Below are 24,180 nucleotides of genomic sequence, written 5' to 3'. Positions count from 1 at the left end.
CAGGCGTGCCGCTGCCTCGACGCCGCTCGCCTGCAGGAAGGCGCGGACGAGCCGACGGCGGATCCACGGCGTCGCCCGCCGCTCCACCCGGGTGGCCAGTCGGTGCAGCGCCGAGCCGGTGGGCGGGTCCTGGTCCAGCTCGAACGATGCCATCAGCACCCAGGAGAGGGCCACGTCGGCCTCGGCGGCGCCCTCCCGGGCGTTGGTCCAGTCGATCACCACCGGGCCGGACGGGGCGAGGATCACGTTGCCGGGGTGCAGGTCCTGGTGGAGCACGGCGTGGCCCGCCACCGGGTGCGGCCGCAGGCCCGTCGGCGCGCGCAGGGCGTGCAGCGAGGTGTGGAGGTCGGCCAGCGTGCGGGCGTGGCGTCGGGCCCGCCACGGGTGCGCCTCCAGGTCCTCGAGCATCGTGGGACCGGCGATCCGCTCCAGCACCAGCTCGCCCGGGCCCACCCGGAAGACCTCGGGCACCGGGTAGCCCTGCTGTCGGAGGTGCTCCATGACCTCGGCCTCGGGTCTGAGGTCCCGCTCGGTGGGGGTCCGCCGCAGCACCCGCCCCGGCCCGGCGTCGTGGATGGTGGCATCTCGTCCGGCCGCCACCTGCGCCCCGAGCTCGTCGTCCGGCGTGCGTCGGTCGTCGATCTCCATCGGGTGACAACCTAGGCCCTCGCCTGCGACGCCCCACGTCGCCTGCGGACCGCTGCGTCCGGTGGCGGGGGAGCGCTCAGCTCGGGCGGTAGCGCACCGAGATGGAGCCGTTGTCGGCGGCGGCGTCGATGGTGCGAGCCGCGTCGGTGGTGGTGGCGACGGGCGTGTCGACCGACCCGTTGTCGGACCGGGCCGACACCGCGTACGGCTGGCCGTCGTCGGGCACGAGGACCGTGATGCCGCCGTTGTCGGCACGGGCCACGACCGACCTCGGGGCGATGGCCAGGTCCAGGCGGATGCGTCCGTTGTCGGTGCGGGCGTCCACCCGGTCGGCCCGCACCGCGTCGGTGGTGATGCTGCCGTTGTCGGTGCTCAGGCGCAGCGGCCCCTGGCCGCCGACCACGGTCACCTCGCCGTTGTCGCCCCGCACCTCCACGTCACCCCGGCCCCCCTCGATGCGCACCGAGCCGTTCGAGACGCCGAGGTCGACCGGCCCGGCCACGTCGAGGACCTGGATGGGGCTGGAGCCGCCGCCGTCGACCACGGTGCCCTTCGGGACGTGGACGGTGGCGCCGGCGATGCAGAAGGCGTTGACCAGCGCCGGGCACCCGGTGTGCACGACGAGGCGATCGCCGTCGAGGCGGGCGCTCACCGAGGCGCGCTGCACGCCCTCTCGCCACCGCAGGTCGACGCGGATGCGGTCACCGCCGTCGCCCACCACGCGGACCGCGCCGCCGCCGTCGACGTCGAGGTGGACCGTGGGCACCGCGGCGAAGGTGCGGGTCTCGGTCTTGTGCTCCACCGCCAGCCAGTCGACGAGGAAGAACACGCCGTAGGCCAGGAAGACGAGGGTGCAGCCGGCGCCGAGCAGCAGCGAGAGGCGGCGCATCAGGACCCCAGGTACCGCAGCACGGCGAGGACGCGGCGGTGGTCGTCGGGGTCCGGCGGGAGGTCGAGCTTGGTGAAGATGTTGCGGACGTGCTTCTCGACGGCGCCCGCGCTCACCACCAGCTCCTCGGCCACGGCCACGTTCGAGCGGCCCTCGGCCATGAGCGCCAGCACCTCCCGCTCGCGATCGGTGAGGGTGGCGATCGGGTCCCGCCGCCGGGAGCGCACCAGCAGCTGGGACACGACCTCGGGGTCGAGGGCGGTGCCGCCCGAGCCGACGCGGCGGACCGCGGCGACGAAGTCGCCGACGTCGGCCACCCGGTCCTTGAGCAGGTAGCCCACGCCCTCGGTGTTGTCGGCGAGCAGCTCCGCGGCGTACTCCTGCTCGACGTACTGCGACAGCACCAGCACGGCGACGCCCGGGTGGTCGCGGCGGATCTCCACCGCGGCGCGGATGCCCTCGTCGGTGTGGGTGGGCGGCATGCGCACGTCGACGATGCACAGGTCGGGCTGCTGCCGGACGACGGCCTCGAGGAGGCCGGTGGCGTCACCGACGGCGGCCACCACCTCCTCGCCGGCGTCGGCGAGCAAGCGGGTGATGCCCGCACGGAGGAGGACGGCGTCCTCGGCGATCACGATGCGCATGGGAGCTCCGCGAGGATGGTGGTGGGGCCCCCGGGAGGGCTGAGGACCTGGAGCCAGCCGTCGACGGCCTGCACGCGATCGCGCAGGCCCACCAGGCCGGAGCCCGAGAGGTCGGCGCCGCCGATGCCGTCGTCGGTGACCTCGACCACCAGGCGGCCGCTCACCCGGCTGACGGTGACGGTGGCGTGGGCCGCCTGGCTGTGCTTGGCCACGTTGGCCAGCGCTTCGCACACCACGAAGTAGGCGATGCCCTCGGTAGTGGCGTCGGGACGGGCGGCGAGGTGGAGCCGCACCTCGACGGGCACGGGGGAGCGGGCGGCCACGGCGGAGAGCGCCGGGCCCAAGCCGCGGTCGGTGAGCACCGCCGGGTGCAGGCCGCGGGCGAGGTCGCGCAGCTCCACGAGGGCGCGCTTGGACTCGGCGTGGGCCTCCTCGACCAGCGCCTGGGCGGCGGCGGGGTCGGTGGCGAACTTCTCCTTCGCCATGCCCAGGTTCATGGCCAGAGCGACCAGCCGCTGCTGGGCGCCGTCGTGCAGGTCGCGCTCGATGCGGCGGCGCTCGACCTCGGCGGCGTCGACCACGCGCGCCCGGCTGGTCTCCACCTGCTCGATGCGCTCGGCCAGCGCCGCCTCGCCCCGAGGGCCCAGCAGGAGGCGGCCGACCCAGCGCTCGACGTGGGCCACGCCCGCCACCAGCACCGGCGCGACCGGCACCAGCAGGACGCCGAGCAGCACCGCGGGGAGGGCGCCGGCGAGGCCGGTGAGGTGCAGGGGCCCCAGGTCGATCCGGTCCTTCGGCAGGAACCACACCCAGGCCGGGGCGGTGAGCGCGGTGACCGGCACCGACCAGGCGACCAGCACGAGGAGCCCGGCGACGGCGGCCAGCGGGATCGCCGCCGCCCGGTAGGCGAGGGCCCGCCAGGTGGCGCCGTCGCCCAGCTCGCCCGTGAAGCGCTTCCACGGACCGCCGGTGCGGGGGCGCCACGGGCTGGGCAGCTCGAGGTCCAGGAAGACCGCGAGGCGCTGGCGGTCCCAGCGGGCGGCGAGTCGGTTGCCCACGAGGCTGACCACGGCGAAGGCGAGCGACACCGGGAAGACGATCGCGGTGGGCACGGCGACCACGGCGGGGATGAGCACTGCCAGACCGGTGGCCCAGACGACGGGCAGGTCGAGGAAGACCTTGGCGGTGGCCCGCCACGTGGCCGACGACACGACGGGCCGGTAGGCCCGGGTGAGGATCGGCGCGCTCGAGGTCATGGGTCGACCGTACGGGGACGGGGGCCGCCCGGCCATCCTGCCGCCCGGCGTCGTGCGGGTGGGGTTGTCCCTACCCCTGGTGGCCCTGGCGGAGGAAGGCGACCATCCACGCTGCCACGGTGGCCTGGTCGAGCGGCTCGTCGAGCGACGCCTCGGCGGCGTCGGCGACCGCGGCGCCGATCCGCTCGCGACGCAGCTCGATCAGCTCGCCGGAGAGGGCGGTGGTGAACTCGGGGTGCGGCTGGATGGCCAGCATGCGCGAGCCGAGGGCGTAGGCGGCGACGGGGCAGTGGTCGGTGCGGGCCAGCAGGACGGCGTCGGCGGGCAGCTCCACCACCTGGTCCTGGTGGCTGGCGACGAGGCGGACCGAGCCGCTCGCCGGGGGGTCCATCCACGGTGCCGCCGGGCCCACCAGCTCGTAGTCGTGGGCCCCCACGCCCCAGCCGGCGGGCGACTTGGCGACGCGGCCACCGAACGCCTGGGCCAGCACCTGGTGGCCGAAGCACACGGCGACGGTGGGCGCTTCGTCCTCGACGAGGCGACGCAGGTAGCCCTCGAGGGCGCCGATCCACGCCAGGGGCTCGTAGGCCGAGCTGGCCGACCCCGAGACGATCCAGCCGTCGCACTCGTCGGTGGTGGCGGGCACCGGACCGGCCTGGACGTCGTAGGTCACCAGGTCGACGTCGTGGGGCGCCAGGAGGGCGGCGAACGCCTCGGGGTAGTCGCCGTGGGCGGGCACGAGCGACGGGGGGATGTAGCCGCACTGGAGCAGCCCGATCCGGGGCCGGTCGCCGGCTCGCGGAGCGGTCGAGGTGGGTTCGGGCATCCCCACGACGCTACCGGCCGCGGCCTCCGGCGATGGCGACCGGCCGACCTGCCCACCACCGGCGCGAACCGGGCTGGGACCTGGCGGCCGGAGCGACCAGGTCCCAGCCCGGTACGAGGGGTGGGGCTCGCTACTCGCCGTCGGGGAGCAGGCGGCGGAAGCTCTGGCGGCGGTGGATGAGCGCCGAGAGCTCGGTGCGGTTGTGCACGCCGAGCTTGCGGAACGACCGGGCCAGGTGGGTCTTCACCGTGTCGACGCTGACGAAGAGCGCCTCGGCGATGTCGGCGTTGCGCCGGCCGAGCGCCGCAAGGGCGACGACCTCGGCCTCGCGCTCGGACAGGCCGAGGTCGCGGCCGGGCCAGCCCCGGTCCTCCTTGGGCGAGCGGCCCGGGCCGTGGGGCCCGCTGACCACCTGCTCGCCCTTGGCGAGCTGCTCGAGCTGGTCGACCAGCTCCTTGGCGGGCGTGGCCTTCGACAGGTACCCGGCGGCACCGGCCTCGAGGGCGGCGCCGACGGCATCGTCGTCGAAGTTGAACGAGTAGACGGCGACGCGGTGGACCTCGGGGCGGCCCAGCAGCTTGGCGAGCTGGACCTCCTCGAGGCCCTGTCGGCCGAAGGTGTCGTAGAGCGCGAGGTCGACGGGCCCGTCGATGGGCTCGTCGATCAAGAACGCGTCGACGAGGTCGATCCGGTCGTCGAACGGGGCGAGGATGCTGGCCAGGCCGGCCACCACGACCTCGTAGTCGTTCACCACGGCGACCCGGGGGCGGGGGTTGTCGGCCATCAGTCGATCTGGCCTTCGCCCTGGACGTCCGCCCCGACCTCGTTCTGGTGCTGGTAGCTCTCGGCCACGGCCGGGTCGACGGGCGGCAGCGCGTCGGCGGCGGCCTCCTCTTCGGGCGTGGGCTCGCGATCGGCGCCGCTGTGGACCTGCTCGTCGTCGGTCTCGGTGGACCGCGTGGCGTCGCTCACCTGGTCGTCGGTCGGATCGCTCATGGGAACCGCTCCTAGCTGAGGGGTGGGGGGAACGGTTGGTGGCTACCCGAACGGGCGATGTCCGAGAACGGCGGTTTGTCCCCCATGTGGGTGTGCACCCGACGCAAGGGAGCAGCTCACGAGGTGTGGTGGCCTGGCTCCGCAGTGTGGGACGGACGCGTCCCGCAGGCGCGTCCGGCTGGTGCTGACGACGCGTCCGCGGGCGCGCCAGGCTGGTGCTGACGACGCGTCCGCGGGCGCGTCCCGGTTGGTCTCGCCACGCGTCCGCGGGCGCGCCCGGTTGGTCTCGCCACGCGTCCGCGGGCGCGTCCGGTTGGTCTCGCCACGCGTCCGCGGGCGCGCCCGGTTGGTCTCGCCACGCGTCCGCGGGCGCGTCCGGTTGGTCTCGCCACGCGTCCGCGGGCGCGTCCGGTTGGTCTCGGCAACGCGCCGGCGGACGCGCCTCACTCGTAGCGCATGCCGATCTCGCGGAGGAGGTCGAGGAAGCGGGTGCCGGCGTCGGGGGCGGGCTCGCCGGGGGTGTAGGTGACGGCCACGAGGCGGCCGGTCCAGGGGAAGGTGCCGTGGCGCTCGGCGAGCTCCCAGGAGACGGGGGAGCGGCGGTCGATGCCGACGTTGATGCCCTCGAACGGGGCCATGGCGCCGAGCATCACGAGGTCGTCGCTGGTGCCCACCTCGGCGCCGTCGACGGAGACGGCCACGTTCCAGCGCCAGCCGCCCGGGGCGGTGACGGCGAGGCGGATCTGCCGGGCGCCGTCGGGCACGGGGCCGCAGCGCAGCTCCCGCACCTCGCCGTAGCCGTTGTGCACGAAGACCAGCTCGCCGTCGTCGTCGACGTAGAGGGCGTAGCCGCCGCCCTGGTCGCCGTGGGAGACCAGGACGCCCTGGTCGCCGGCGGCGTGGTCGAGCTCGACGTCGACGTCGAAGGACCGCCACTGGATCAGCTGCTGCGAGCGGTAGCGCTCCAACGTGTGGGTGCCGGCCACGATGCGCACCGGCTGCTGGAGCGGCACCTCGTAGGGCGGGCGCACCACGTAGCGGAGCCGGCTGCCCTCGTCGAGGGGGTACACCTGGTTCTCCCGGGCCGCGGCCTCCCAGCCGGCGGCCATCTCGGCCACCCGCTCGGGATGCTCGGCGGCCAGGTTCCGGGTCTCGGTGCGGTCGTCGGCGAGGTTGTAGAGCTCCCACTCGTGGAGGCCGAACTCGGTCAGCTCCTGGTGGCGGGTGACCACCTCCCAGTCGCCGTCGTAGTAGCCGCGGTGGCCGGCCATCTCGAGGTACTGCGGGCCGCGGGCGTGAGCCGCGCCGGCGTCGGCGAGGACCGGCCCGAGGCTGGTGCCGTTGAGGGGCTGGAGGGCGATGCCGCCCCGCACGTCGGGGCGCTGCACGCCGGCCAGCTCGCAGAGGGTGGGCAGGAGGTCGGTGACGTGGGACCACTGGTCGCGTCGGCCGGGGTCGCGCTGGCCGGCCGGCCAGTGGAGGATGAGCGGCACTGAGTGGCCACCGGCGTGGGTGTTGATCTTGTAGAGCCGGAACGGCGTGTTCGACGCCATGGCCCAGCCCCGGGGGTAGTGCACCAGCGCCCGCGGGCCGCCGGCCAGCTCGAGGCGGTCGCGGTCGAACTGGCGGTCCTCCAGGTCCTTGACGTTCTTCGAGACGAGCGAGCGGAAGTACGACGTGGTGCCGCCGGCTTCGCCCTCCCGAGAGGCCCCGTTGTCGGAGAGGAAGAGGAAGATCGTGTCGTCGGCCTCGCCCAGCTCCTCGAGGGCGGCGTAGAGGCGGCCGACCGACTGGTCGACGCTGTCGACCATGGCGGCGTAGACCTCCATGTAGCGGGCGAACAGGGCCTGGTCGGCGGGGTCGAGGTCGGCCCAGGGCGTGACGTCGTCGCCCTCCTCGCTGTTGCGCGGCGGCAGGGGCGTGCCCTCGGGCAGCAGGCCGAGCTCGACCTGGCGCTCGTGGCGGGCCTGGCGCAGCGCGTCCCATCCGGCGTCGTAGTTGCCGGCGTGGTTGAGGCGGTCCGACTCCTTGCACTGGAGCGGTGCGTGCACGGCGATGTGGGCGAAGTAGCAGAAGAACGGCTGGCTCGGGTTCGACGCCTTCTGCTGGCGGATGAAGCCGATGGCCCGGTCGGTGAGGTCGTCGGTGACGTAGTAGCCGTCGGGGTACTGGTCGAGCTCGACGGTGTGGTTGTCCTGCACCAGCCGGTGCGGGTGGTGCAGGTTGGTGAAGGCGTCGAGGACGCCGTAGTAGCGGTCGAAGCCGCGCTGGAGCGGCCACGAGTGCCGCGGGCCGGCGTCGGAGAGGTCGGCGTCCTTGGTCAGGTGCCACTTGCCGATCGCCATGGTGTGGTAGCCGGCGTCGCGGAACACCTCGGCGGCGGTGGCCACGTCGGCGGCCAGCTCGGCGGCGTACCCGGGGAAGCCGGGGTCGGAGTTGGCCACGTGGCCGGCACCGGCCCGGTGCGGGTTCACGCCGGTGAGCAGGGCCGCGCGGGTGGGCGAGCACATCGGCGTCACGTGGAAGTTGGTGAACTGCACGCCGCCGGCCGCCAGGCGGTCGATGTTGGGCGTCGGGATCTCCGAGCCGTAGCAGCCGAGGTCGGCGAAGCCGAGGTCGTCGACGATGACCACCACCACGTTCGGGGCGTCCGGGCCGGGGGTCGGCCGCTCGGGCCACCAGCTCTCGGAACCGGCGAACGTGTTGCCCACCTTGCCGCCGAAGCCCTCGTAGGGGCCGGCCGGCCGTGGCCCGCCGGTGCCGGTGGTGTCGTCGCTCATGCCCGTCGTCCCCTGGGTCTGCGGTCGCTGTCGCGCCGGTCCTGACGCCTCGTCAGGTCCGGCCCCGCAACGTAGCCCGGACCGGTCAGGCCCAGCGGGCGCAGGCGTCGGCGATGAGGTCCAGGGCGGCGGGGCCGTCGACCGTGTGGACCCACTCGGTGCGCACCTCGGCGAGGGTGGCGCCGGGCGCGGTGCCCTGGGCGGTGACCAGGCGGCGGTCGACGACGGTGGCACCGCGGCTGAGGTGGCCGCCGGTCTCCACCTCGATCGGGGTGACCGTGCCGGCGAACAGGTGGGGGTGGGTGACGGCCAGGAGGGCGACGGGATCGTGGAGCGGCGGGCTCTCGGTGTTGGTGGCGTAGCGGCCGAAGTTGGCCAGCTCGTCCTCGACCACCTCGGCCACGAGGGTGGCGGCAGGACCGCCGATGCCGCGCAGGCGGGCTGCGTAGGCGGCGTCGCCGGTGACCTGGTGGGTGAGGTCCAGCCCGCACATGCGCACCGGGCAGTCGGCGCCGAAGACGATGGCGGCCGCCTCGGGGTCGGCGAACACGTTGAACTCCGCGGCGCTGGTGATGTTGCCGCCCTCGGCGCCGCCGCCCATGAGGCAGATGCCGGCCAGGCGGCTCGAGAAGCTGCGGTCGCAGCGCATGGCCAGCGCCACGTTCGTCAGCGGGCCGGTGGGCACCAGCCAGAGGCCCTCCTCGGCGTGGGCCGACTCGATCAGGAAGCCGATGCCGTCGTAGCCGGCGACCTCGCGATCGGGCTCGGGGAGCGTGGTGCCGCCCATCCCGCTCTCGCCGTGGACCTCGGGCGCGGTGACCTGCTCGGCCAGCAGCGGGCGGTCGGCCCCGGCGTGCACCGGCACGTCCCAGTCGAGCAGCGTGGCGATGGCCAGGGCGTTGCGGGTGGTGTGCTCCAGGGCGACGTTGCCGCCGACGGTCACCACGCCGACCACGTCGGCGTAGGCGGCGGCGCAGACCAGCATGATGGCGTCGTCGTGGCCGGGGTCGCAGTCGATCAGGATCCGGGGGCGGGCGGCTTCGGTCATCGGCCGACCGTACAGGCGCCATGCTGGGACCATGTCGAGGGTGTGGGTGATCGGGAGCCTGAACGTCGACCGGGGCTGGCGGGTGGCCCGCCACCCCCACGTCGGCGAGACGATCCTGGGGGAGGTGGTGGCTCCCGCGCCGGGCGGCAAGGGGCTCAACCAGGCGGTGGCGGCCGTGCGCGTCGGCGCCGACGTCGCCCTGGTGGGGCGGGTGGGCGACGACGACGACGGCCGGTGGCTGGCGTCGTTGGCGGCCGGCGAGGGCATCGACGTGGGCGGGGTGGGCACGGCGCTCGACCACGCCACCGGGAGCGCGCTGATCGTGGTGGCGGCCGATGGCGCCAACACCGTCACCGTCGACCCGGGCGCCAACGCCACGCTGGCCGTCGGTCCCGGCCTCGCCATCGAGGCGGGCGACGTCGTGGTCGCCCAGCTCGAGGTCCCCGTCGACGCCGTGCGGGCGGCGTTCGACGCGGCCCGGGCGGTCGGGGCCACCTGCCTGCTCAACCCGTCACCGCTCGGAGCCGGTCGCTCGCTCGTGCCGTCGGCCGACGTCGTGGTGCTCAACCAGGCCGAGGCCGCCGAGCTGGCCGGCGTGGGGGAGGAGGCCACCGACGCGGTGGCCGCCATCGGCCAGGCCCTCGCCATCGCCGGCCACGACGCCAGCGGCGCCGGCGGCGGGGCCCTGCGCCAGACCGTGGTGGTGACCCTCGGCGCCCGGGGCGTCGCGGCGGCCGGCCCCGGCGGTCAGGTCAGCCTCGCCGGCGTGGTGGCTGACGTGGTCGACACCACCGGGGCGGGCGACTGCTTCCTCGGCGTGCTGGCCGCCGGCCTCGCCGATGGCCTGCCCCTCGAGCCCGCCCTGGACCGGGCCAACCGCGCCGCCGCCATCGCCGTGACCCGCGTCGGCACCGTCGCCGCCATGCCCTACGACGTCGAGCTCGACTGAGTCCGGACGGGCTGGTCGGCCGCTCGATCAGCGGCTGCAGGTCAGAGGACCATGCCGCCGTCGACCACGAGGGTCGTGCCGGTGATCCACGACGCAGCATCGGAGCAGAGGAAGGCGGCCGCCTTGGCGATGTCGTCGACCTCGCCGAGGCGCCGCAGCGGGACGTGGGCGGCGATGGCCTCCTCGCCCCGCTCCCACAGGGCCCGGGCCATGTCGGTCTTCACCAGGCCGGGCAGCACGGCGTTGACCCGCACCCCCGGCGCCAGCTCGGCGCCGAGCTGCTTGGTGAGGTGCACGAGCGCCGCCTTGGTGCCGTTGTAGATGCCGATGGTGGGCTCGACCGAGAGCGCGCCGATGGACGCCACGTTGAGGATCACGCCGCCGTGCTCGGCCATCCACCGGGTCCACACCTGCTGGGACCACACCAGCGGGCCGCGCTGGTTGACCTGGACGGTCTTGTCGAAGCGGGGCACGTCGATGTCGATGGTGGGCCCGGCGTAGGGGTTGGTGGCGGCGTTGTTCACCAGCACGTCGATGCGCCCGAACCGCTCCAGGGTGGCGGCCACGCACGACGCGGCGGCCTCCGGCTCGCCGGCGTTGGCGGCGAACCAGGCGACGTCGCCACCGATCTCGGCGGCGGCGGCCTCGAGGGCGTCGGCCTTGCGAGAGGAGAGCATCACCGAGGCCCCGCTGGCCACCAGCTCCGCGGCGACGGCCTTGCCGATGCCCTTCGAGGCCCCGGTGACCAGGGCGACCTTGCCGTCGTAGCGAACGTCCATGCGGGCAGTCTGGCCCGCCGGGCTCAGCGCTTCTTCTTGAGGAGGTCGAAGACGCCCCGGACGACGTTGTTCACCGTGGCCCGGCCCTCGCGGGACTTGAGGAAGTCGGTCACGACGCCGCCGTCGTCCTTCTGGCGCTTGTTGATGGGATCGGGGTCCGAGCGCCGCATGGGCTTCGAGCCGGCGTTGGCCTTCGTGGCCTTGGGCTCGGCCGGCGTGGCGGACACCTCGACGTCGAAGCTGTCGTCCCGGACGCCGGAGTCCCGCACCAGGTCGCCCGGGCTGGGCTGGCCGGCCGGGTAGGCCGAGGCCGGCGGCGGGGGGAGGTCGGGGCGCACGACCGGCGGCTCGGCCCCCACCGGCGCGGTGGGCTCGGCCGCGACCGTCGGTGCGGCGGGCGCCGAGGGCGGTGCGGCGGGGGCGGGGGCGGGCAGGGTGACGCCCATCTTGGCGGCGAGCTGCTCGCGCGCGGAGGGGCGGTCGATCTCGGTGGCGTAGGTGGCCCAGCGATCGCTGGCCTGGGCCAGGGCGAGGACCTCGGCGGGATCGACGGCACCGATCTGGCTCTGCGGCGGGCGGACCTTGGTCCAGGCCACCGGCGTGGGCGCCCCGTTCTCCGCCAGGGTGGTGACGATGGCCTCGCCGGTGCCGAGCTGGGTCAGCACCTCTTCGAGGTCGTAGTCGTCGGTCTTGGGATAGGTCGACACCGCCGCCTTGAGCGCCTTGGCATCCCGCGGCGTGTACGCACGGAGCGCGTGCTGGACCCGGTTGCCGAGCTGGGCCAGCACCACGTCGGGCACGTCGTCGGGCAGCTGCGTGATGAAGAACACGCCCACCCCCTTGGACCGGATGAGGCGGACGGTCTGGGCCACCTGGTCGACGAACGCCTTCGGGGCGTCGTCGAAGAGCAGGTGGGCCTCGTCGAAGAAGAAGACGAGCTTCGGCTTGTCGAGGTCACCCGCCTCGGGGAGGTGCTCGAACAGCTCGGCCAGCAGCCACATGAGGAAGGTGGAGAAGAGCTTGGGCCGGTCCTGGACGGCGGCCAGCTCGAGGCAGTTGATGACGCCCCGGCCGTCGGGCGCGGTGCGGATGAGGTCGTCGATGGTGACCTCCGGCTCGCCGAAGAAGAGCTCGGCGTCCTGCTGCTGGAGCTCCACCAGCTTGCGCAGCAGCACCCCGGCGGTGGCGCTCGAGAGGCCACCGATGGTCTTGAGCTCGGCCTTCCCCTCGTCGCCCACGAGGTACTTGAGCAGGTCGACCAGGTCGACGAGGTCGAGCAGGGGCAGGCCCTGCTGGTCGGCGTAGTAGAAGACCAGCGCCAGCGACGAGGTCTGCGTCTCGTTGGCGCCGAGCACCTTGGCCAGCAGCTGCGGGCCGAACGAGCTGACGGTGGCCCGCACGGGCACGCCCGAGCCCTGCCCGCCCAGCGCCCAGAACTGCACCGGTGCGCCGGTGGGCGTGTAGGTGAGGCCGAGCTCGAGGACCCGCTTGGTGATCTTGTCGCCCGGCGTGGCCGGCTTCACGAGGCCGCTGAGGTCGCCCTTCACATCGGCGGTGAACACCGGCACGCCCTGGGCCGACAGCTGCTCGGCCAGGAGCTGGAGCGTGACGGTCTTGCCCGTGCCGGTGGCACCGGCGATGAGCCCGTGGCGGTTGCACATGGCCGTGGGCACCTGCACCACGGCTCCGGGGAAGGCGGTGCCGTCGTGCACGGCCCGACCGATGTCGATGGTGGAGCCCTCGGCGGCGTAGGCGACGGCGATGCGGGCGGCGAACTCGTCGGGGGGAGCGGTGCCGGCGGCGGGGTCGGTCATGGGCGCAGACCGTAGTGCGGCCCTACCCTGGCCCGATGCGACGTGGACCCCTGCGGCAACCCCTGGTGGTGGCCGCGGCCCTCTCGGTGCTCCTCGCCGCCTGCCTCGACCCCACCACCGGCACCCCGCCCCCGAAGGGAGCCACGGTGCCGGCGTACACGTCGAGCATCGCCACCGTCACCGCGGAGGACCTCGGGTCGAGCTGGCGGGCGGGCTGCCCCGTGGGCCCGTCGGGCCTGCGCCGGGTGTGGGTGGCCTACTGGGGCTACGACGGCGAGCGCCACACGGGCGACCTGGTCGTGGCCCGGGCCGAGGCGGCCGACGTGGCGAAGGTGTTCGGCCGGCTCTACGCCGAGCGCTTCCCGATCCGCCGGATCCACCCCGTCACCGCCTACGGCAGCAGCGACGACGACAGCATGGCGGCCAACAACACCTCGGCGTTCAACTGCCGCAAGGTCACCGGCGGCAGCGGCTGGTCCGAGCACGCCTACGGCACGGCCATCGACCTGAACCCGGTGCAGAACCCGTACGTCACGCCCGGCGGGACCGTGCTGCCGCCGTCGGGCCGGCCCTGGAAGGACCGTTCGGTCCGTGCTCCCGGCATGGTCCACGCCGGCGACGCCACCACCAAGGCCTTCGCCGCGATCGGCTGGGGCTGGGGCGGCTCGTGGTCGTCGACCAAGGACCACCAGCACTTCTCCGCATCGGGGCACTGACCGCGGCGGGGGCTGGTCAGCGGAACTGGGCCAGCACCGCGTCGGCACCGTCGCCGACGTCGAGGATGGCGGCGCCGCCGCTGGTGGTGCGCGGCGTGGTGGGCAGCACCACCGTCTCGGGGTTGAGCTTGCCCATGCTCCAGGCGAAGCGGGCGGCGTCGAGCATCGACATGTCGTCGTCGATGCGGAGCCCGTTCGACATCTTCGAGGCGGCCGACAGCAGCGTGAACGGGTTCCGCTTCTTGCCCGCCTTGCTCATGATCTCCCGCAGGAACACCTGCTGGCGCTGCACCCGGCCGAGGTCGCTGGTGGGGTCCTGGACGTTCTTGCCGTCGATGACCTCGGTGTAGTGGCGTGAGCGCACGTAGGCCAGGGCCTGGGCGCCGTCGAGGTGCTTGAGGCCGGCCTCGGGCTGGTTGAGGCCCGACGCCAGGTCGAAGGCCGGGTTCGGGAAGTTGACGTCGATGCCGCCGAAGGAGTCGACGAGGCCGCCGAAGGACACGAAGTCGATCTCGATGTAGTGGTCGACCGGGATCCCGAAGTTCTGCGTGACGGCGGTGATGAGGTTGCCGGGATCGGCCTGGCCGTCGGCGTCCTGGTAGGTGGCGTTGATGCGGCCCTTCTGGCCGGTCCGGGGGTTGTCGACCCACAGGTCCCGGTTCAGCGAGAGCATCTTCGCCTTCCCGTCCTTGATGTTGAGGACCATGATCGTGTCGGACCGGGCGCCGCTCACGCCGGCGCGCTGGTCGTCGGCGGTGCGCCCGTTGTCGGAGCCGACGAGCAGGTAGTTGGTGCCGTTGCTGCCGTGGCCGAGCTGCGCCGAGACGTCGACCTTCTCGATCTTGTCGAACACCGACTTGGCCCAGAGGTAGCCCCCGATGGTCCCGGCGAGCAGCAGCACCACCACGACCAGCGAGCCGAAGCCGAGGATCCGCCGCTTGGACCGCCGACGCCGGCGCGGCGGAGCGGGTGCACCGCCGAGGGCGGCGTCCTGGGCGTCGCGGCCGGGACCGATCAGCCGCTCGGCACCGACGCCGAGCAGGAGCCCCACGAGGGCGAAGAGGGCGAGCGTCATCGGCCGCCGTCGCGCTTCGGGGGCAGGACCTCGCCGGAGATGCGGTTGCGGTCGCTGTCGTCGAGGGCGCGCGTGCCGGCTGCGCCGGTGGGCGCGCCACCGGGCACGACCTTGAGCTCCACCGGTCCGAACGCCAGGACGTCGCCGACGCGCAGCGTGCACGGCCGGCTCTTGGGGAGGTCCTGGCCGTTCACCCGGGTGCCGTTCGCGGACCCGTCGTCGATGAGGGCCCAGCCGCCCTTGCGGGGCTCGATGTGGGCGTGGGCTCGGCTCACCCGGCTGTCGTCGACCATCACCGCCCGGTCGCGGGACCGGCCGATGGTGACCACCTCGGCGCCGAGGGAGATCCGCTCGCCGGTGTCGCTGCGCACCAGGGCCAGCCCCCGCCCGGAGGCGGCGACGGGACCGCCGGCCACCGCGGTGGGCGCGGGAGGCGGACCCGAGGGCGCGGCGCCGGCCGGCTCCTCGGGGGCGACGGCCAGGGCGGCGGGCACGCCGGGCCGGCGCGACGGGTCGGGCTCGTAGGCGATCTCGGTGGCGCCGTCGACGACCCACCCGTTGTCGGCGGCGGCCTGGCGCAGCGCGCCGACCAGGCCCTGGGTGAACCACCGCCGGCCCTCGTCGACGATGGCGAGGTCGTCCGGGTGCAGGCGCAGCACGTAGCTCGACGGCGCGTGGGTGCGACCCTGGCGGGTGACCCGCACGTGGCGCACCATCTCCGAGAAGCAGGCGCGCTGGAGCTCGGGGGCGCTCAGGCCCTTGCGGGCACCGAGCGTGCCGCCGACGGCGCGGGCGACCGACGCCGCCTGGGCCGCCTGCTGCGGGCGGCGCACGGCGCGCGAGCCGACGAAGCCGACGACGGCGAACAGCACCAGGACGACGACGTTCACCAGCACGGCGGCCGCCTGGCGGCGAGGGGGAGGCGGGTTGGGGTGGGCAGCTTGGGCTCGGGGTGCTCGGGGCTAGAAGAGCGGTGCGGAGGACGAGACGTCGTGCCGGATGATCTCGGCGCCGAGCAGGCACGGGACGATCGCGGTCATGAACTCGGCCAGGTGCGGGGTGGCGAGGTGCTCGTTCATGGCCTCCTCGCTCTCCCACTGCTCGATGAGGTTGAAGCGGTTCTCGTCCTCGAGGTCCGGCGAGAAGCGGTAGTCGACGCAACCGGGCTCGGCCCGGGTGGCGGCGACGCCGGTGGCGATGGCCGCGAGGGCGGCGTCACGGTGCTCCGGGTTGACGGCCAGGTGGCCTGCGACGACGATCATGCGCTCGTACCTCCAAGGGGTGGACCCGCCGAGGCTAGGCGGTGCCCACCATCGGGTGAGGGCACCCCGTCCCGGCGATCAGGCGATGCGCTCGAACCGCACCGTGCGGGCGGCGACGTCGGCCGTCGTGCAGCGCACGGTGATCTCCTCGCCCAGCGGCAGGCGCTTCGCGTCGCACCGGGCCCGGATGGCGGGGTCCTCGATGGCGACCGTGCCGTAGTCCTTGCCGGACTCCACCACGGATGCCGGGAAGGTGTCGCCCACCCGGTCGGCCAGCACGAACGCCTCGGTGGCGTCGACCACCGCGCGGTCGACCTTGTGCGAGCGGCTGTCGCCCGCGGCCATCAACTCGGGCAGCTGGGGCAGGGCGTCCTTGGCCCACGCCGGGACCTCGGTGCCGGCGGCGACGGCCAGGCACACCTCCGTGCCGAAGCGGTCGACGAGGCGGCGCAGCGGTGCGGTCACGTGGGCGTACGGGGCGCCGACGCCGGCGTGGCCGGGATCCGCGGGTGGCGGACCGTCGAACGCCGTGTAGGCCGCGCCGCGGAGCAGCTCGGCTGCCAGGTCGGCGAAGGCCGCGTGCTTGGGCCGGCTGGTGTCGAGGGCGGCGAGGACCGCACCCGGGTGGGCGCCGTCGGGCCAGTCGATGCCGAGGCTGCGGGCGGCCCGCTGGAGCCGAGGGAAGCTCTCGGGGTCCGGCGTGGGCAGGGTGCGCAGGATGCCGATGCCGATGCCGGCGCCGAGCATGAGCGACGCGGCGGCGCGCCCGGTCAGCAGCGAGACCTGGGCGTTCCACTGCTCGATGGCGAGGTCGCCCCGGAGCTCGACGGTCCAGTGGCCGTCCGGCGTGGCCACCACCTCCTGCTCGGGCAGCCCCAGCTCGATGGCGTTGCGGGCGCGGGCGTCGGCGAGCAGGGCGCGGCCGAGGTCGGGGAACGCCCGGATCGCCTCGGGCGCGGTCCCGGCATCGAGCGCCTCCTGCACGCCGGCGTAGGTGAGCTGGGCGCGGCTCCGCACCACGGCGCGCCGGACGTCGATGGCGCGGGTGGTGCCGTCGGCGGCGACGTCGATGGTCCAGAGCACCGCCGGCCGGGGACCGTCCGGGAGCAGGGACGCGGCAGCCTCCCCCAGGGCCGGCGGGTGCAGCGGGGTGCGCCCGTCGGGCAGGTAGAAGGTCTGCGTGCGGGCCCGGGCCTCGACGTCGACCGGGCCGCCGGGGGCCACCCAGGAGGCCACGTCGGCGATGGCGTAGGAGACCCGCCACCCGCCCCCGTCGGCCGGCGCGATGGCCACCGCCTGGTCCAGGTCCATCGATCCGGCGGGGTCGATGGTGACCAGCTCGAGGTCGGTGGCGTCGTGGTCGGGCAGGTGCGGCTCGGCCGCCGCGGCCTCCGCGGCGGCCTCGACCTCGGCCGGGAACGGGCCCGGCACGCCGAGCTCGGCGCGGATCGCGCCGAAGTCGAGGCTGGGGATGGAAGGGGCGCGGAAGCGTCGGAGGACCACGCCGGACGTTCTACCCGGTCCCACGGTCGGGACCGGGTCGGTAGCGTGACCGCCATGCCCGAGTCGCCCGAGGAGCCGGACTACCCGGAGCGGTGGGAGGCCGACGTCGTGCTGTCCGACGGCGGGACCATGGCGGTGCGGCCCATCCGGCCCGACGACGCCGAGCGCATCCTGGCCTTCCACGAGCGCCAGTCGCCCGAGAGCATCTACTTCCGCTTCTTCTCGCCCCGGCCGCGCCTGTCCGAGCGCGACGTCGAGCGCTTCACCCACGTCGACTACGTCGACCGCATGGCCTTCGTGGGCTTGATCGGCGACGACCTGGTGGGCGTGGCCCGCTACGACCGGCACCGGGCCCGGTCCGACGCCGAGGTCGCGTTCTTCATCGACGACGACCACCACGGCCGCGGCATGGCCACCGTCCTGCTCGAGTACCTCGCCGCCGCGGCCCGCGAGGTGGGCATCTCGGGCTTCACCGCCTCCGTGCTGCCCCAGAACCGCAAGATGCTCGGGGTCTTCACCCAGGCCGGCTTCACCGCCCGCAGCCACTTCGAGGAGGGCGTGATCGAGGTGGAGCTGGGCATCGAGCCCACGCCCGCCGCCCTCGCCGCCATCGAGGTGCGCGCCGCCACCGCCGAGGCCCGCTCGGTGGAGCGCATCCTGAAGCCCACGTCGATCGCGGTGGTGGGCGCCTCCCGAGAGCCCGGCACGCTGGGCCACCAGGTCTTCCACCAGCTGGTGAACCGGGGGTTCAACGGGCCGGTGTACCCGGTGAACCAGGAGGCCACCTTCGTGGCGAGCGTGCGGGCCTGGCGCTCGGTGCTCGACGTCCCCGGCGAGCTCGACCTCGCGGTGATCTGCGTGCCGGCCGAGCAGGTGCTGCGGGTGGTCGAGGAGTGCGCGGTCAAGCGGGTCCAGGGCCTCATCGTGCTGTCCTCCGGCTTCGCCGACGCCGACGCCGCCGGCGAGCTGGCCGAGGCCCGGCTCGTGTCCTACGCCCGCCGCCACGGCATGCGCCTCATCGGGCCCAACGCCCTCGGCGTGATCAACACCGACCCGGCCGTGCGCATGCACGCCACGTTCGTGGGCGTCGAGCCCATCCCGGGGCGGATCGGGCTGATGGCCCAGTCCGGGGTGATCGGCGCCGCCATCATCGACGGGGCCCGCCACGTCGGCCTCGGCATCTCGTCGTTCGTCGCCGTCGGCAACAAGGCCGACGTCTCCGGCAACGACCTCCTCCGGTACTGGCAGGACGACCCCGAGACCGACGTCGCCATGCTCTACCTGGAGTCCTTCGGCAACCCGTCGAAGTTCTCCCGCACCGCTCGCGCCCTGTCCCAGCGCAAGCCGGTGGTGGCCGTGAAGGTCGGCGGAGCGGCGGGGGACCGGTGGGTGGAGCCGGAGGGCTGGCCGCCGGACGCCACCGCGGCGGCCCTGCTCGAGCAGACCGGCGTGATCCGGGTCGACAACCTCACCCAGATGTTCCACACCGCCGGCGTGCTGGCCAACCAGCCCCTGCCGGCCGGCAACCGGGTCGCGGTGGTCACCAACTCCTGGGGGCCGGCCTGGCTGGCGGTCGACGCCCTCAAGGCCAGCGGCCTGGTGCCGGCCGAGCCGGTGGACCTGTCCAACGAGGCGGTGCCCGAGCAGTTCACCGAGGCCCTCGCCACCGTCTACGCCGACCCCGACGTCGACGCGGTGCTGGTGATCTACGCCCCGGCGGTGACCACGCACTACAAGAAGGTCGGCACCGCCATCCGCGAGGCCGCGGCCCGGCCCGGTGCGGTGACCACCGTCGCCTGCCTCCTGGGCCAGCACGGCCCGAGCACGCTCACCGGCGACCACACGCGGGTGCCGCAGTTCCCGTTCCCCGAGGAAGCGGCCCTCGCGCTCGGACGGGTCGCGTCCTACGCCGCCTGGCGGGCCCAGCCCCTGGGCACCCTGCCGGTGCTGGACCCCGACGGCCTCGAGCTGGCCTGCGAGCTGGTGGCCGGCTGGCTCGACGACGCCGCCCCGCCGGCGCCCCCGGCCGTCGGTGTCGACGGGCCGCTCGAGCCCCCGACGACCCGCCGCTGGCTCGACCCGCTGGAGGCGGCGACCCTGCTGGCCACCGTCGGGCTGCAGCCGGTGGCGCAGGCCCTCGCCGACGACGAGGACGAGGCCGTCGGTGCCGCTCGGCGGCTCGGCTACCCGATCGCCCTCAAGGCCTCCGGCTTGGAGCGGCTCTCGAAGACCGAGGCCGGCGGCGTCTCGCTCGACGTCCACGGCGACGACGAGGTGCGCGACGCCTACCGCCGCATGAGCGCCGTGCTGGGCGACGCCATGCACCCGGCGGTGGTGCAGGCCATGGTGCCCGAGGGCGCCGAGTGCCGGGTGGGCCTGTTCCGCCACCCCGTGCTGGGCGACGTGCTCACCCTGGGGCCCGGCGGTTCCACCGCCGAGCGGGTGGCCGACGAGGTCATGCGCATCCTGCCGCTCACCGACGCCGACGCCGAGCGCCTCATCGATGCCTCCGTCGTCGGCCCGCTGCTCGACGAGCAGGGCCCGCGGGCCCGCGCCGCGCTGGCCGACCTGCTGGTCCGCCTCGCCGGCCTCGCCGACGCCGTCCCCGAGATCGCCAACGTGCGCCTCAACCCGGTCCTCGTCGTCGCCGGCTCCGCCGCCATCACCGACGTCCGCATCGGCCTCCAGCCCTTCACCCCCGACACCCGCCCCCCGGTCCGCCGCCTCTGAGCGCGGCCGTGCCCGCAAGGCACATGTGGCAGTGTTCGGCGCTGGCCGCCCGACCCTCGTGGGCGTCCGAGGAGATCGCCGCACGTGGACTTCGAGCTGAGCAGCGACCTGCAGGCCCTGGCGGCCGAGGCCACCGCGGTGGGGCGGGTCGCCGCGGCCCGCCGACGCCATCGGGAGGACGGGTGGCTCATCGGCCACGATCCCGACTTCGCCCTCGAGCTGGCCGAGCGGTCCTGGCTGGGCATGACCTGGCCGACCTCGGTGGGTGGCGGCGGTCGCTCGATGCTCGAGCGGTTCGTGGTCTTCGAGGCGCTCATCTCCGAGGGTGCGCCGCTCGCGACGGCCTACTTCGCCGACCGCCAGATCGGCCCCACGCTGCTCCAGTTCGCCACGCCCGAGCAGCAGGCGCGCTGGCTGCCGGGCATCCTCGCCGGCACGTCCATGTGGTGCATCGGCATGAGCGAGCCCGACGCCGGCTCCGACGTGTCGTCGCTGCGCACGCGGGCCACGCCCGACGCCGCTTCGCCCGGCGACTGGCGGGTGTCCGGCGCCAAGGTCTGGACCAGCGGGGCCGCCCACGCCGACTGGTGCTACCTGGTCGCCCGCACCGATCCCGACGCGCCGCCCCACGCCGGCCTGTCGGAGTTCGTGGTCGACATGCGGTCACCGGGCATCGAGGTCCGGCCCATCGTCGACCAGACCGGCGACGACCACTTCTGCGAGGTGCTCTTCGACGACGTCGCCGTGCCCGGCGACCACCTCGTCGGCCGGCCCAACGACAGCTTCCGCCAGGTCATGCGCCAGATGGAGCACGAGCGCGGCGGCATCGACCGGCTGGTGAGCAACCGGCGCCTCTACCTCGACTGCCTGCCGCTCGCCGACACCGCCGACGCCCGGGTCCGCCAGGAGGTGGCAGCGCTCGAGTCGGCGTACCGCCTCGGCCGGCTCCTCGTGCTGCGCGAGGTGCTGGGCCAGGCGCCGAAGGCGTTCTCGGCGGCCACCAAGACGTTCTGCACCGAGCACGAGCAGCGGGTGGCGGCCTTCTGCGGGCGGGTCCTCGGCCCCGCCGCCCAGGCGTTGGAGCCCGGCGGCTCGGAGGCGGCGGGCCTCCACGAGCGGGTGGCGCGCGGGCTGGCCTACGCCCCGGCGTACACGCTCATGGGCGGGACCACCCAGATCCTGCGCACCATCCTCGGCGACCGCGCCCTCGGCCTGCCCCGGGCCTGAGCCGGGGGGCTGCCCGGTGGGGCGTGGGTAGGGTCGCCGGCATGCGTGCTGTCGTGCTCACGAGCTACGGGGAACCGGACGTGCTCACCATCGCCGAGGTCCCGGAGCCCGAGGCCGGCCCGGAGGACGTGGTGGTCGAGATCGTCGCCACCGCCCTCAACCGGGCCGACCTGCTGCAGCGCCGCGGCTACTACCCCGAGCCCGGCCCGAAGCGCGAGCACGAGATCCCGGGCATGGAGCTGTCGGGTCGGGTGGCGTCGGTGGGCAGCCGGGTGGCCGACTGGTCGGTGGGCGACGAGGTGATGGCCATCGTCAGCGGCGGCGCCTACGCCGAGCGCATCGCCGTGAACGAGCGGCAGCTGCTGCGCGTGCCCGACGGCGTCCGCGTGGCCGATGCCGCGGCGCTGCCCGAGGTGGGCATCACCGCCCACGACGCGCTGGTCGTCCAGGGTGGCCTGGCCCCCGGCGGGTGGGCGCTCGTGCACGCCGGTGCGTCCGGGGTCGGGTCGATGGCGGTCCAGATCGTCAAGGCCATGGGCGCCTGCGTGGTGACCACCACCTCGGCCGGCAAGGTCGACGCCGTGCGAGCGCTGGGCGCCGACGTGGTGGTCGACTACGGGTCGGCCGACTTCGTCGATGCGGTGGCCGACGCCACCGGTGGCCGAGGGGTCGACACGGTGCTCGACGTGATCGGCGGCGACTACCTGCCCCGCAACATCGCCGCCCTGCGGGTTGGCGGCACCATCGTGCAGGTCGGGGTGATGGGCGGCGGCAAGACCACCATCGACCTGGGGTCCCTGCTGCCGAAGCGGGCGCACCTGCTGGGCACCGTGCTGCGGGCGCGGCGCCTCGAGGAGAAGGTGGCCGCCACCCAGCGCTTCGGCGCCGAGGTCGTCCCCGCCATCGAGGCGGGCCGGATCCGGCCGGTGATCGATCGCCGCTACCCGCTGGCCGAGATCGCCGCCGCCCACGCCCACCTCGAGACCAACGCCAGCATCGGCAAGGTCCTCATCGACCTCTAGCGCCGCTCAGAAGTCGGCGCCGGCGCGCAGGGCCACGTCGGCCCGGTCGAGCGCCGCCTGGCGGCGGACCGAGGGCAGCAGGCCGAGCGCGAAGGCGGCGACCACGCCGAAGACCATGCCGGCGACGTGCGCCTCCCACGCGACCTCGTTGTCGGGCGTGGCGAACTGGGTCACGAAGAAGAGGGCCAGCACCACGATGGCCGGGACGTAGACCACCTGGAACGCGGCGGTGGCGATCACCGTGAGGATGCGCCCCTTCGGGTGGAAGACGAGGTAGGCGCCCATGACGGCGGCGATGGCCCCCGATGCGCCCACCAGCGGCTCGGACGTGTGCTGGTTGAACGCCGCGAACCCGAGCGTGGCGACCACCCCGCCCACCAGGTAGAGCGCGAGGTACCGCGCCCAGCCCAACCGGTCCTCGACGTTGTTGCCGAACACCCAGAGGAAGAGCATGTTGCCGGCGATGTGCTCCACCCCGCCGTGCAGGAACATGCAGGTCAGGAGGGTGGCGTAGACGGACTTGTCGGTGGGCAGCGACACGGGCGGCGTGGTGCGGCAGCCGCTCGGCCCGTCGGCCAGCCGCTCGCCCGAGAGGAGCTCGCACGGCACGGCCCCCCACGTGAAGATGAACGAGTTGGCGTCACGCTGGCGCTCGAGCTCGCGGAACGAGGTGGTGTCGCCGTGGGGCGGGTTCTGGAACGCCGACGGCTGGACGAACAGGAAGACCACCACGTTGATGGTGATCAGGGCCAGGGTGACCCACGGGAACCGGCGGGTGGGGAGGTCGTCGCGGAGGGGGAGGGCCACGTCAGGTGGCCGCCTGGCCGAGTCGCATCCGCATCGACCGTTGCCGCTGCAGCTCCGGGTCGAGCGTGGGGTCGGCCACCACCCAGGTGCCGCCGGCGAGGTCGTGGAGGCCCCGGCCCGTCTCGCCGAACCGGATCATCAGCACCGATGGCAGGCCGAGGATCAGCCACAGCGGCGGGACGTAGAGGGTGAGGCCCAGCACGAGGGCGCGAGCGAAGGAGCGGCCGGTGCTCGGGGGCTGCCCGGTGCGGCCGTCGCGGATCACCAGGCCGGCCAGCCGGTGCCCGGCGGTGGTGCCGGTGCGGTGGACCCGACGGGTCTCGTCGAGCACGAACAGCACGACCCAGGCGACCGAGCTGCCCACGATCAGCAGCGCGGTGGAGAACGGGAGGCTCACCGCGAGGGCGAGCAGCCCGATGGCGGCGGCGAGGAGCGGGGCGTCGACCAACCGCCGGAGCCGGGCGCGGGCCCGCACGTCGAGGTCGCCGACGCGCCCGAACCGGGAGCGGCGCGGCGCCCGGGCACCGTCGGCGTAGCCGGCCAGGTCGGCTGACGCGATGGGCAGGGCGGTGGCCTTGGGCACGACCATGGTCACCGCCGCCCGATCGGCGACGCCGCGGCCGAGCGCGCCGGTGAGGGTGGAGCTCAACCAGATGCCCCAGCCGATGACCGGCAGCACGGTGAAGGCGGCGTCGACGGCGCCCCGCTTGGCGGCCGTGGCGGGCGGCACCCGACCGGTCTGGTCGAGGGCCACGACCTTCAGGCCCACGAGGAGCTTGCCGGGCGTGGCGCCGAGGCACGCGGTGGTCAGCGCGTCGTAGGCCCAGACGACGAACCACGCGATGGCGAGGCCGGCGTAGGGCCGCTCGCCGTCACCCAGCACCACCAGGGCGGCGATCACCAGGACGAGCGCGGCGATGGAGTCGAGGACCCGCGCGCCGAGCCGCGGGCCCCGGTCGGCCACCGGGCCCGCCGGCCGGGCCGACCAGGCGCCGCCCTGGCCCCAGGCGGGAGCGCCCCACGCCGGCGCGCCCCAGCTCGGTTGGCCCCAGCTCGGTGGGCCCCAGGTCGGCTGCGCCCACGGCGCCGGGGGCCCGGGTGCTGGGCCCCAGGTGGGCGGCGACGGTGGCGGGGGAGCGGCGGGCTGCCCCCACGCCCAGGGGTCCGGGGCGCGGGACGGCCGCTCCGGGCCCGGGCCCCAACCCGGCT

21 protein-coding genes are annotated in these 24,180 nt (G+C 74.5%); 5 read left to right on the top strand and 16 right to left on the bottom strand.

All coding sequences use genetic code 11. From position 1 onward, the window contains the following. Positions 1–724: 724 nt before the first annotated feature. The 8 genes from KSP35_RS05055 to KSP35_RS05020 form a co-directional block, all read right to left on the bottom strand. Positions 725–1,537 carry a DUF4097 family beta strand repeat-containing protein gene (locus tag KSP35_RS05055; RefSeq protein WP_216999509.1) on the bottom strand — a complete coding sequence of 271 codons (813 nt, stop codon included), beginning with the start codon at positions 1,535–1,537 and terminating at the stop codon, positions 725–727. Beyond that, positions 1,537–2,181, bottom strand: coding sequence for a response regulator transcription factor (locus KSP35_RS05050; protein ID WP_216999507.1), 645 nt, complete (start codon positions 2,179–2,181; stop codon positions 1,537–1,539). The genes KSP35_RS05055 and KSP35_RS05050 overlap by 1 nt, the downstream gene beginning before the upstream one ends. Further along, entirely contained in the window at positions 2,169–3,437 is a 1,269-nt protein-coding gene (locus tag KSP35_RS05045; RefSeq protein WP_216999505.1) for a sensor histidine kinase, read from the bottom strand. The genes KSP35_RS05050 and KSP35_RS05045 overlap by 13 nt, the downstream gene beginning before the upstream one ends. A 70-nt stretch (positions 3,438–3,507) precedes the next feature. After that, positions 3,508–4,263 (bottom strand): hypothetical protein, encoded by a 756-nt coding sequence (locus tag KSP35_RS05040; protein ID WP_216999503.1) that lies wholly within the window; start codon positions 4,261–4,263, stop codon positions 3,508–3,510. A 130-nt stretch (positions 4,264–4,393) separates the two neighbouring features. After that, positions 4,394–5,047 carry a response regulator transcription factor gene (locus KSP35_RS05035; protein ID WP_216999501.1) on the bottom strand — a complete coding sequence of 218 codons (654 nt, stop codon included), beginning with the start codon at positions 5,045–5,047 and terminating at the stop codon, positions 4,394–4,396. Then, positions 5,047–5,259, bottom strand: coding sequence for a hypothetical protein (locus KSP35_RS05030; protein ID WP_216999500.1), 213 nt, complete (start codon positions 5,257–5,259; stop codon positions 5,047–5,049). The genes KSP35_RS05035 and KSP35_RS05030 overlap by 1 nt, the downstream gene beginning before the upstream one ends. A 443-nt stretch (positions 5,260–5,702) precedes the next feature. Next, entirely contained in the window at positions 5,703–8,039 is a 2,337-nt protein-coding gene (locus KSP35_RS05025) for an arylsulfatase (protein ID WP_216999498.1), read from the bottom strand. An 85-nt stretch (positions 8,040–8,124) separates the two neighbouring features. After that, entirely contained in the window at positions 8,125–9,087 is a 963-nt protein-coding gene (locus KSP35_RS05020; protein WP_216999496.1) for a nucleoside hydrolase, read from the bottom strand. A gap of 31 nt (positions 9,088–9,118) precedes the next feature. Between KSP35_RS05020 and KSP35_RS05015 the strand changes: the two genes are divergently transcribed. Continuing rightward, positions 9,119–10,036: a ribokinase gene (locus KSP35_RS05015; RefSeq protein ID WP_216999494.1), complete on the top strand. Its 918-nt coding sequence runs from the start codon at positions 9,119–9,121 to the stop codon at positions 10,034–10,036. Between the two features lie 41 nt (positions 10,037–10,077). Here the strand turns inward: KSP35_RS05015 and KSP35_RS05010 are convergent, their stop codons facing one another. Together KSP35_RS05010 and KSP35_RS05005 are read right to left on the bottom strand one after the other, a co-directional pair. After that, the gene (locus KSP35_RS05010) at positions 10,078–10,815 is read right to left on the bottom strand and encodes an SDR family oxidoreductase (protein ID WP_216999492.1); all 738 of its coding nucleotides are present in this window, start codon (positions 10,813–10,815) and stop codon (positions 10,078–10,080) included. A 23-nt stretch (positions 10,816–10,838) separates the two neighbouring features. Next, entirely contained in the window at positions 10,839–12,629 is a 1,791-nt protein-coding gene (locus KSP35_RS05005; RefSeq protein WP_216999490.1) for a helicase HerA-like domain-containing protein, read from the bottom strand. 35 nt (positions 12,630–12,664) lie between these two features. Between KSP35_RS05005 and KSP35_RS05000 the strand changes: the two genes are divergently transcribed. Beyond that, on the top strand, positions 12,665–13,345 hold the full coding sequence (locus tag KSP35_RS05000) for a M15 family metallopeptidase (RefSeq protein ID WP_216999488.1): 681 nt from the start codon (positions 12,665–12,667) through the stop codon (positions 13,343–13,345). Between the two features lie 16 nt (positions 13,346–13,361). Here KSP35_RS05000 and KSP35_RS04995 read toward each other — a convergent pair whose 3' ends face one another. The 4 genes from KSP35_RS04995 to KSP35_RS04980 form a co-directional block, all read right to left on the bottom strand. Continuing rightward, positions 13,362–14,420, bottom strand: coding sequence for an LCP family protein (locus KSP35_RS04995; protein ID WP_216999486.1), 1,059 nt, complete (start codon positions 14,418–14,420; stop codon positions 13,362–13,364). Next, on the bottom strand, positions 14,417–15,316 hold the full coding sequence (locus KSP35_RS04990) for an FhaA domain-containing protein (protein WP_216999484.1): 900 nt from the start codon (positions 15,314–15,316) through the stop codon (positions 14,417–14,419). The genes KSP35_RS04995 and KSP35_RS04990 overlap by 4 nt, the downstream gene beginning before the upstream one ends. Positions 15,317–15,382: 66 nt before the next feature. Continuing rightward, a complete protein-coding gene (locus KSP35_RS04985; protein WP_216999482.1) occupies positions 15,383–15,682 on the bottom strand; it encodes a putative quinol monooxygenase in 300 nt (99 codons plus the stop codon). Between the two features lie 78 nt (positions 15,683–15,760). Further along, positions 15,761–17,185, bottom strand: a complete 1,425-nt coding sequence (locus tag KSP35_RS04980; RefSeq protein WP_216999480.1) for an RNB domain-containing ribonuclease — start codon at positions 17,183–17,185, stop codon at positions 15,761–15,763. A 54-nt stretch (positions 17,186–17,239) separates the two neighbouring features. Between KSP35_RS04980 and KSP35_RS04975 the strand changes: the two genes are divergently transcribed. From KSP35_RS04975 to KSP35_RS04965, 3 genes are all read left to right on the top strand, one after another. Beyond that, on the top strand, positions 17,240–19,915 hold the full coding sequence (locus KSP35_RS04975; protein WP_216999478.1) for a GNAT family N-acetyltransferase: 2,676 nt from the start codon (positions 17,240–17,242) through the stop codon (positions 19,913–19,915). Positions 19,916–19,999: 84 nt separating this feature from the next. After that, complete coding sequence (locus KSP35_RS04970) at positions 20,000–21,142, top strand: acyl-CoA dehydrogenase family protein (protein ID WP_216999475.1); 1,143 nt, start codon at positions 20,000–20,002, stop codon at positions 21,140–21,142. A 41-nt stretch (positions 21,143–21,183) separates the two neighbouring features. After that, positions 21,184–22,164, top strand: a complete 981-nt coding sequence (locus KSP35_RS04965) for an NAD(P)H-quinone oxidoreductase (protein ID WP_216999473.1) — start codon at positions 21,184–21,186, stop codon at positions 22,162–22,164. 6 nt (positions 22,165–22,170) lie between these two features. Here KSP35_RS04965 and KSP35_RS04960 read toward each other — a convergent pair whose 3' ends face one another. Together KSP35_RS04960 and KSP35_RS04955 are read right to left on the bottom strand one after the other, a co-directional pair. Next, positions 22,171–22,971, bottom strand: coding sequence for a rhomboid family intramembrane serine protease (locus KSP35_RS04960; protein ID WP_216999471.1), 801 nt, complete (start codon positions 22,969–22,971; stop codon positions 22,171–22,173). 1 nt (position 22,972) lies between these two features. Further along, complete coding sequence (locus KSP35_RS04955) at positions 22,973–23,935, bottom strand: RDD family protein (RefSeq protein WP_216999469.1); 963 nt, start codon at positions 23,933–23,935, stop codon at positions 22,973–22,975. Positions 23,936–24,180 lie beyond the last annotated feature (245 nt).

It is taken from the genome of Aquihabitans sp. G128 (genome assembly GCF_019048865.1).
Lineage (GTDB): Bacteria > Actinomycetota > Acidimicrobiia > Acidimicrobiales > Iamiaceae > Aquihabitans.
This window is presented reverse-complemented; position numbering and strand designations above follow the sequence as displayed.

What these genes read in the sequence shown, in the direction of transcription:
- KSP35_RS05035 (WP_216999501.1), bottom strand. Translation starts at nt 5,047, where the DNA reads ATGGCCGACAACCCCCGCCCCCGGGTCGCCGTGGTGAACGACTACGAG.
- KSP35_RS04975 (WP_216999478.1), top strand. Translation starts at nt 17,240, where the DNA reads ATGCCCGAGTCGCCCGAGGAGCCGGACTACCCGGAGCGGTGGGAGGCC.
- KSP35_RS05005 (WP_216999490.1), bottom strand. Translation starts at nt 12,629, where the DNA reads ATGACCGACCCCGCCGCCGGCACCGCTCCCCCCGACGAGTTCGCCGCC.
- KSP35_RS05050 (WP_216999507.1), bottom strand. Translation starts at nt 2,181, where the DNA reads ATGCGCATCGTGATCGCCGAGGACGCCGTCCTCCTCCGTGCGGGCATC.
- KSP35_RS04965 (WP_216999473.1), top strand. Translation starts at nt 21,184, where the DNA reads ATGCGTGCTGTCGTGCTCACGAGCTACGGGGAACCGGACGTGCTCACC.
- KSP35_RS04985 (WP_216999482.1), bottom strand. Translation starts at nt 15,682, where the DNA reads ATGATCGTCGTCGCAGGCCACCTGGCCGTCAACCCGGAGCACCGTGAC.
- KSP35_RS05040 (WP_216999503.1), bottom strand. Translation starts at nt 4,263, where the DNA reads ATGCCCGAACCCACCTCGACCGCTCCGCGAGCCGGCGACCGGCCCCGG.
- KSP35_RS05025 (WP_216999498.1), bottom strand. Translation starts at nt 8,039, where the DNA reads ATGAGCGACGACACCACCGGCACCGGCGGGCCACGGCCGGCCGGCCCC.
- KSP35_RS04995 (WP_216999486.1), bottom strand. Translation starts at nt 14,420, where the DNA reads ATGACGCTCGCCCTCTTCGCCCTCGTGGGGCTCCTGCTCGGCGTCGGT.
- KSP35_RS05000 (WP_216999488.1), top strand. Translation starts at nt 12,665, where the DNA reads ATGCGACGTGGACCCCTGCGGCAACCCCTGGTGGTGGCCGCGGCCCTC.
- KSP35_RS05045 (WP_216999505.1), bottom strand. Translation starts at nt 3,437, where the DNA reads ATGACCTCGAGCGCGCCGATCCTCACCCGGGCCTACCGGCCCGTCGTG.
- KSP35_RS05010 (WP_216999492.1), bottom strand. Translation starts at nt 10,815, where the DNA reads ATGGACGTTCGCTACGACGGCAAGGTCGCCCTGGTCACCGGGGCCTCG.
- KSP35_RS05030 (WP_216999500.1), bottom strand. Translation starts at nt 5,259, where the DNA reads ATGAGCGATCCGACCGACGACCAGGTGAGCGACGCCACGCGGTCCACC.
- KSP35_RS05015 (WP_216999494.1), top strand. Translation starts at nt 9,119, where the DNA reads ATGTCGAGGGTGTGGGTGATCGGGAGCCTGAACGTCGACCGGGGCTGG.
- KSP35_RS05020 (WP_216999496.1), bottom strand. Translation starts at nt 9,087, where the DNA reads ATGACCGAAGCCGCCCGCCCCCGGATCCTGATCGACTGCGACCCCGGC.
- KSP35_RS05055 (WP_216999509.1), bottom strand. Translation starts at nt 1,537, where the DNA reads ATGCGCCGCCTCTCGCTGCTGCTCGGCGCCGGCTGCACCCTCGTCTTC.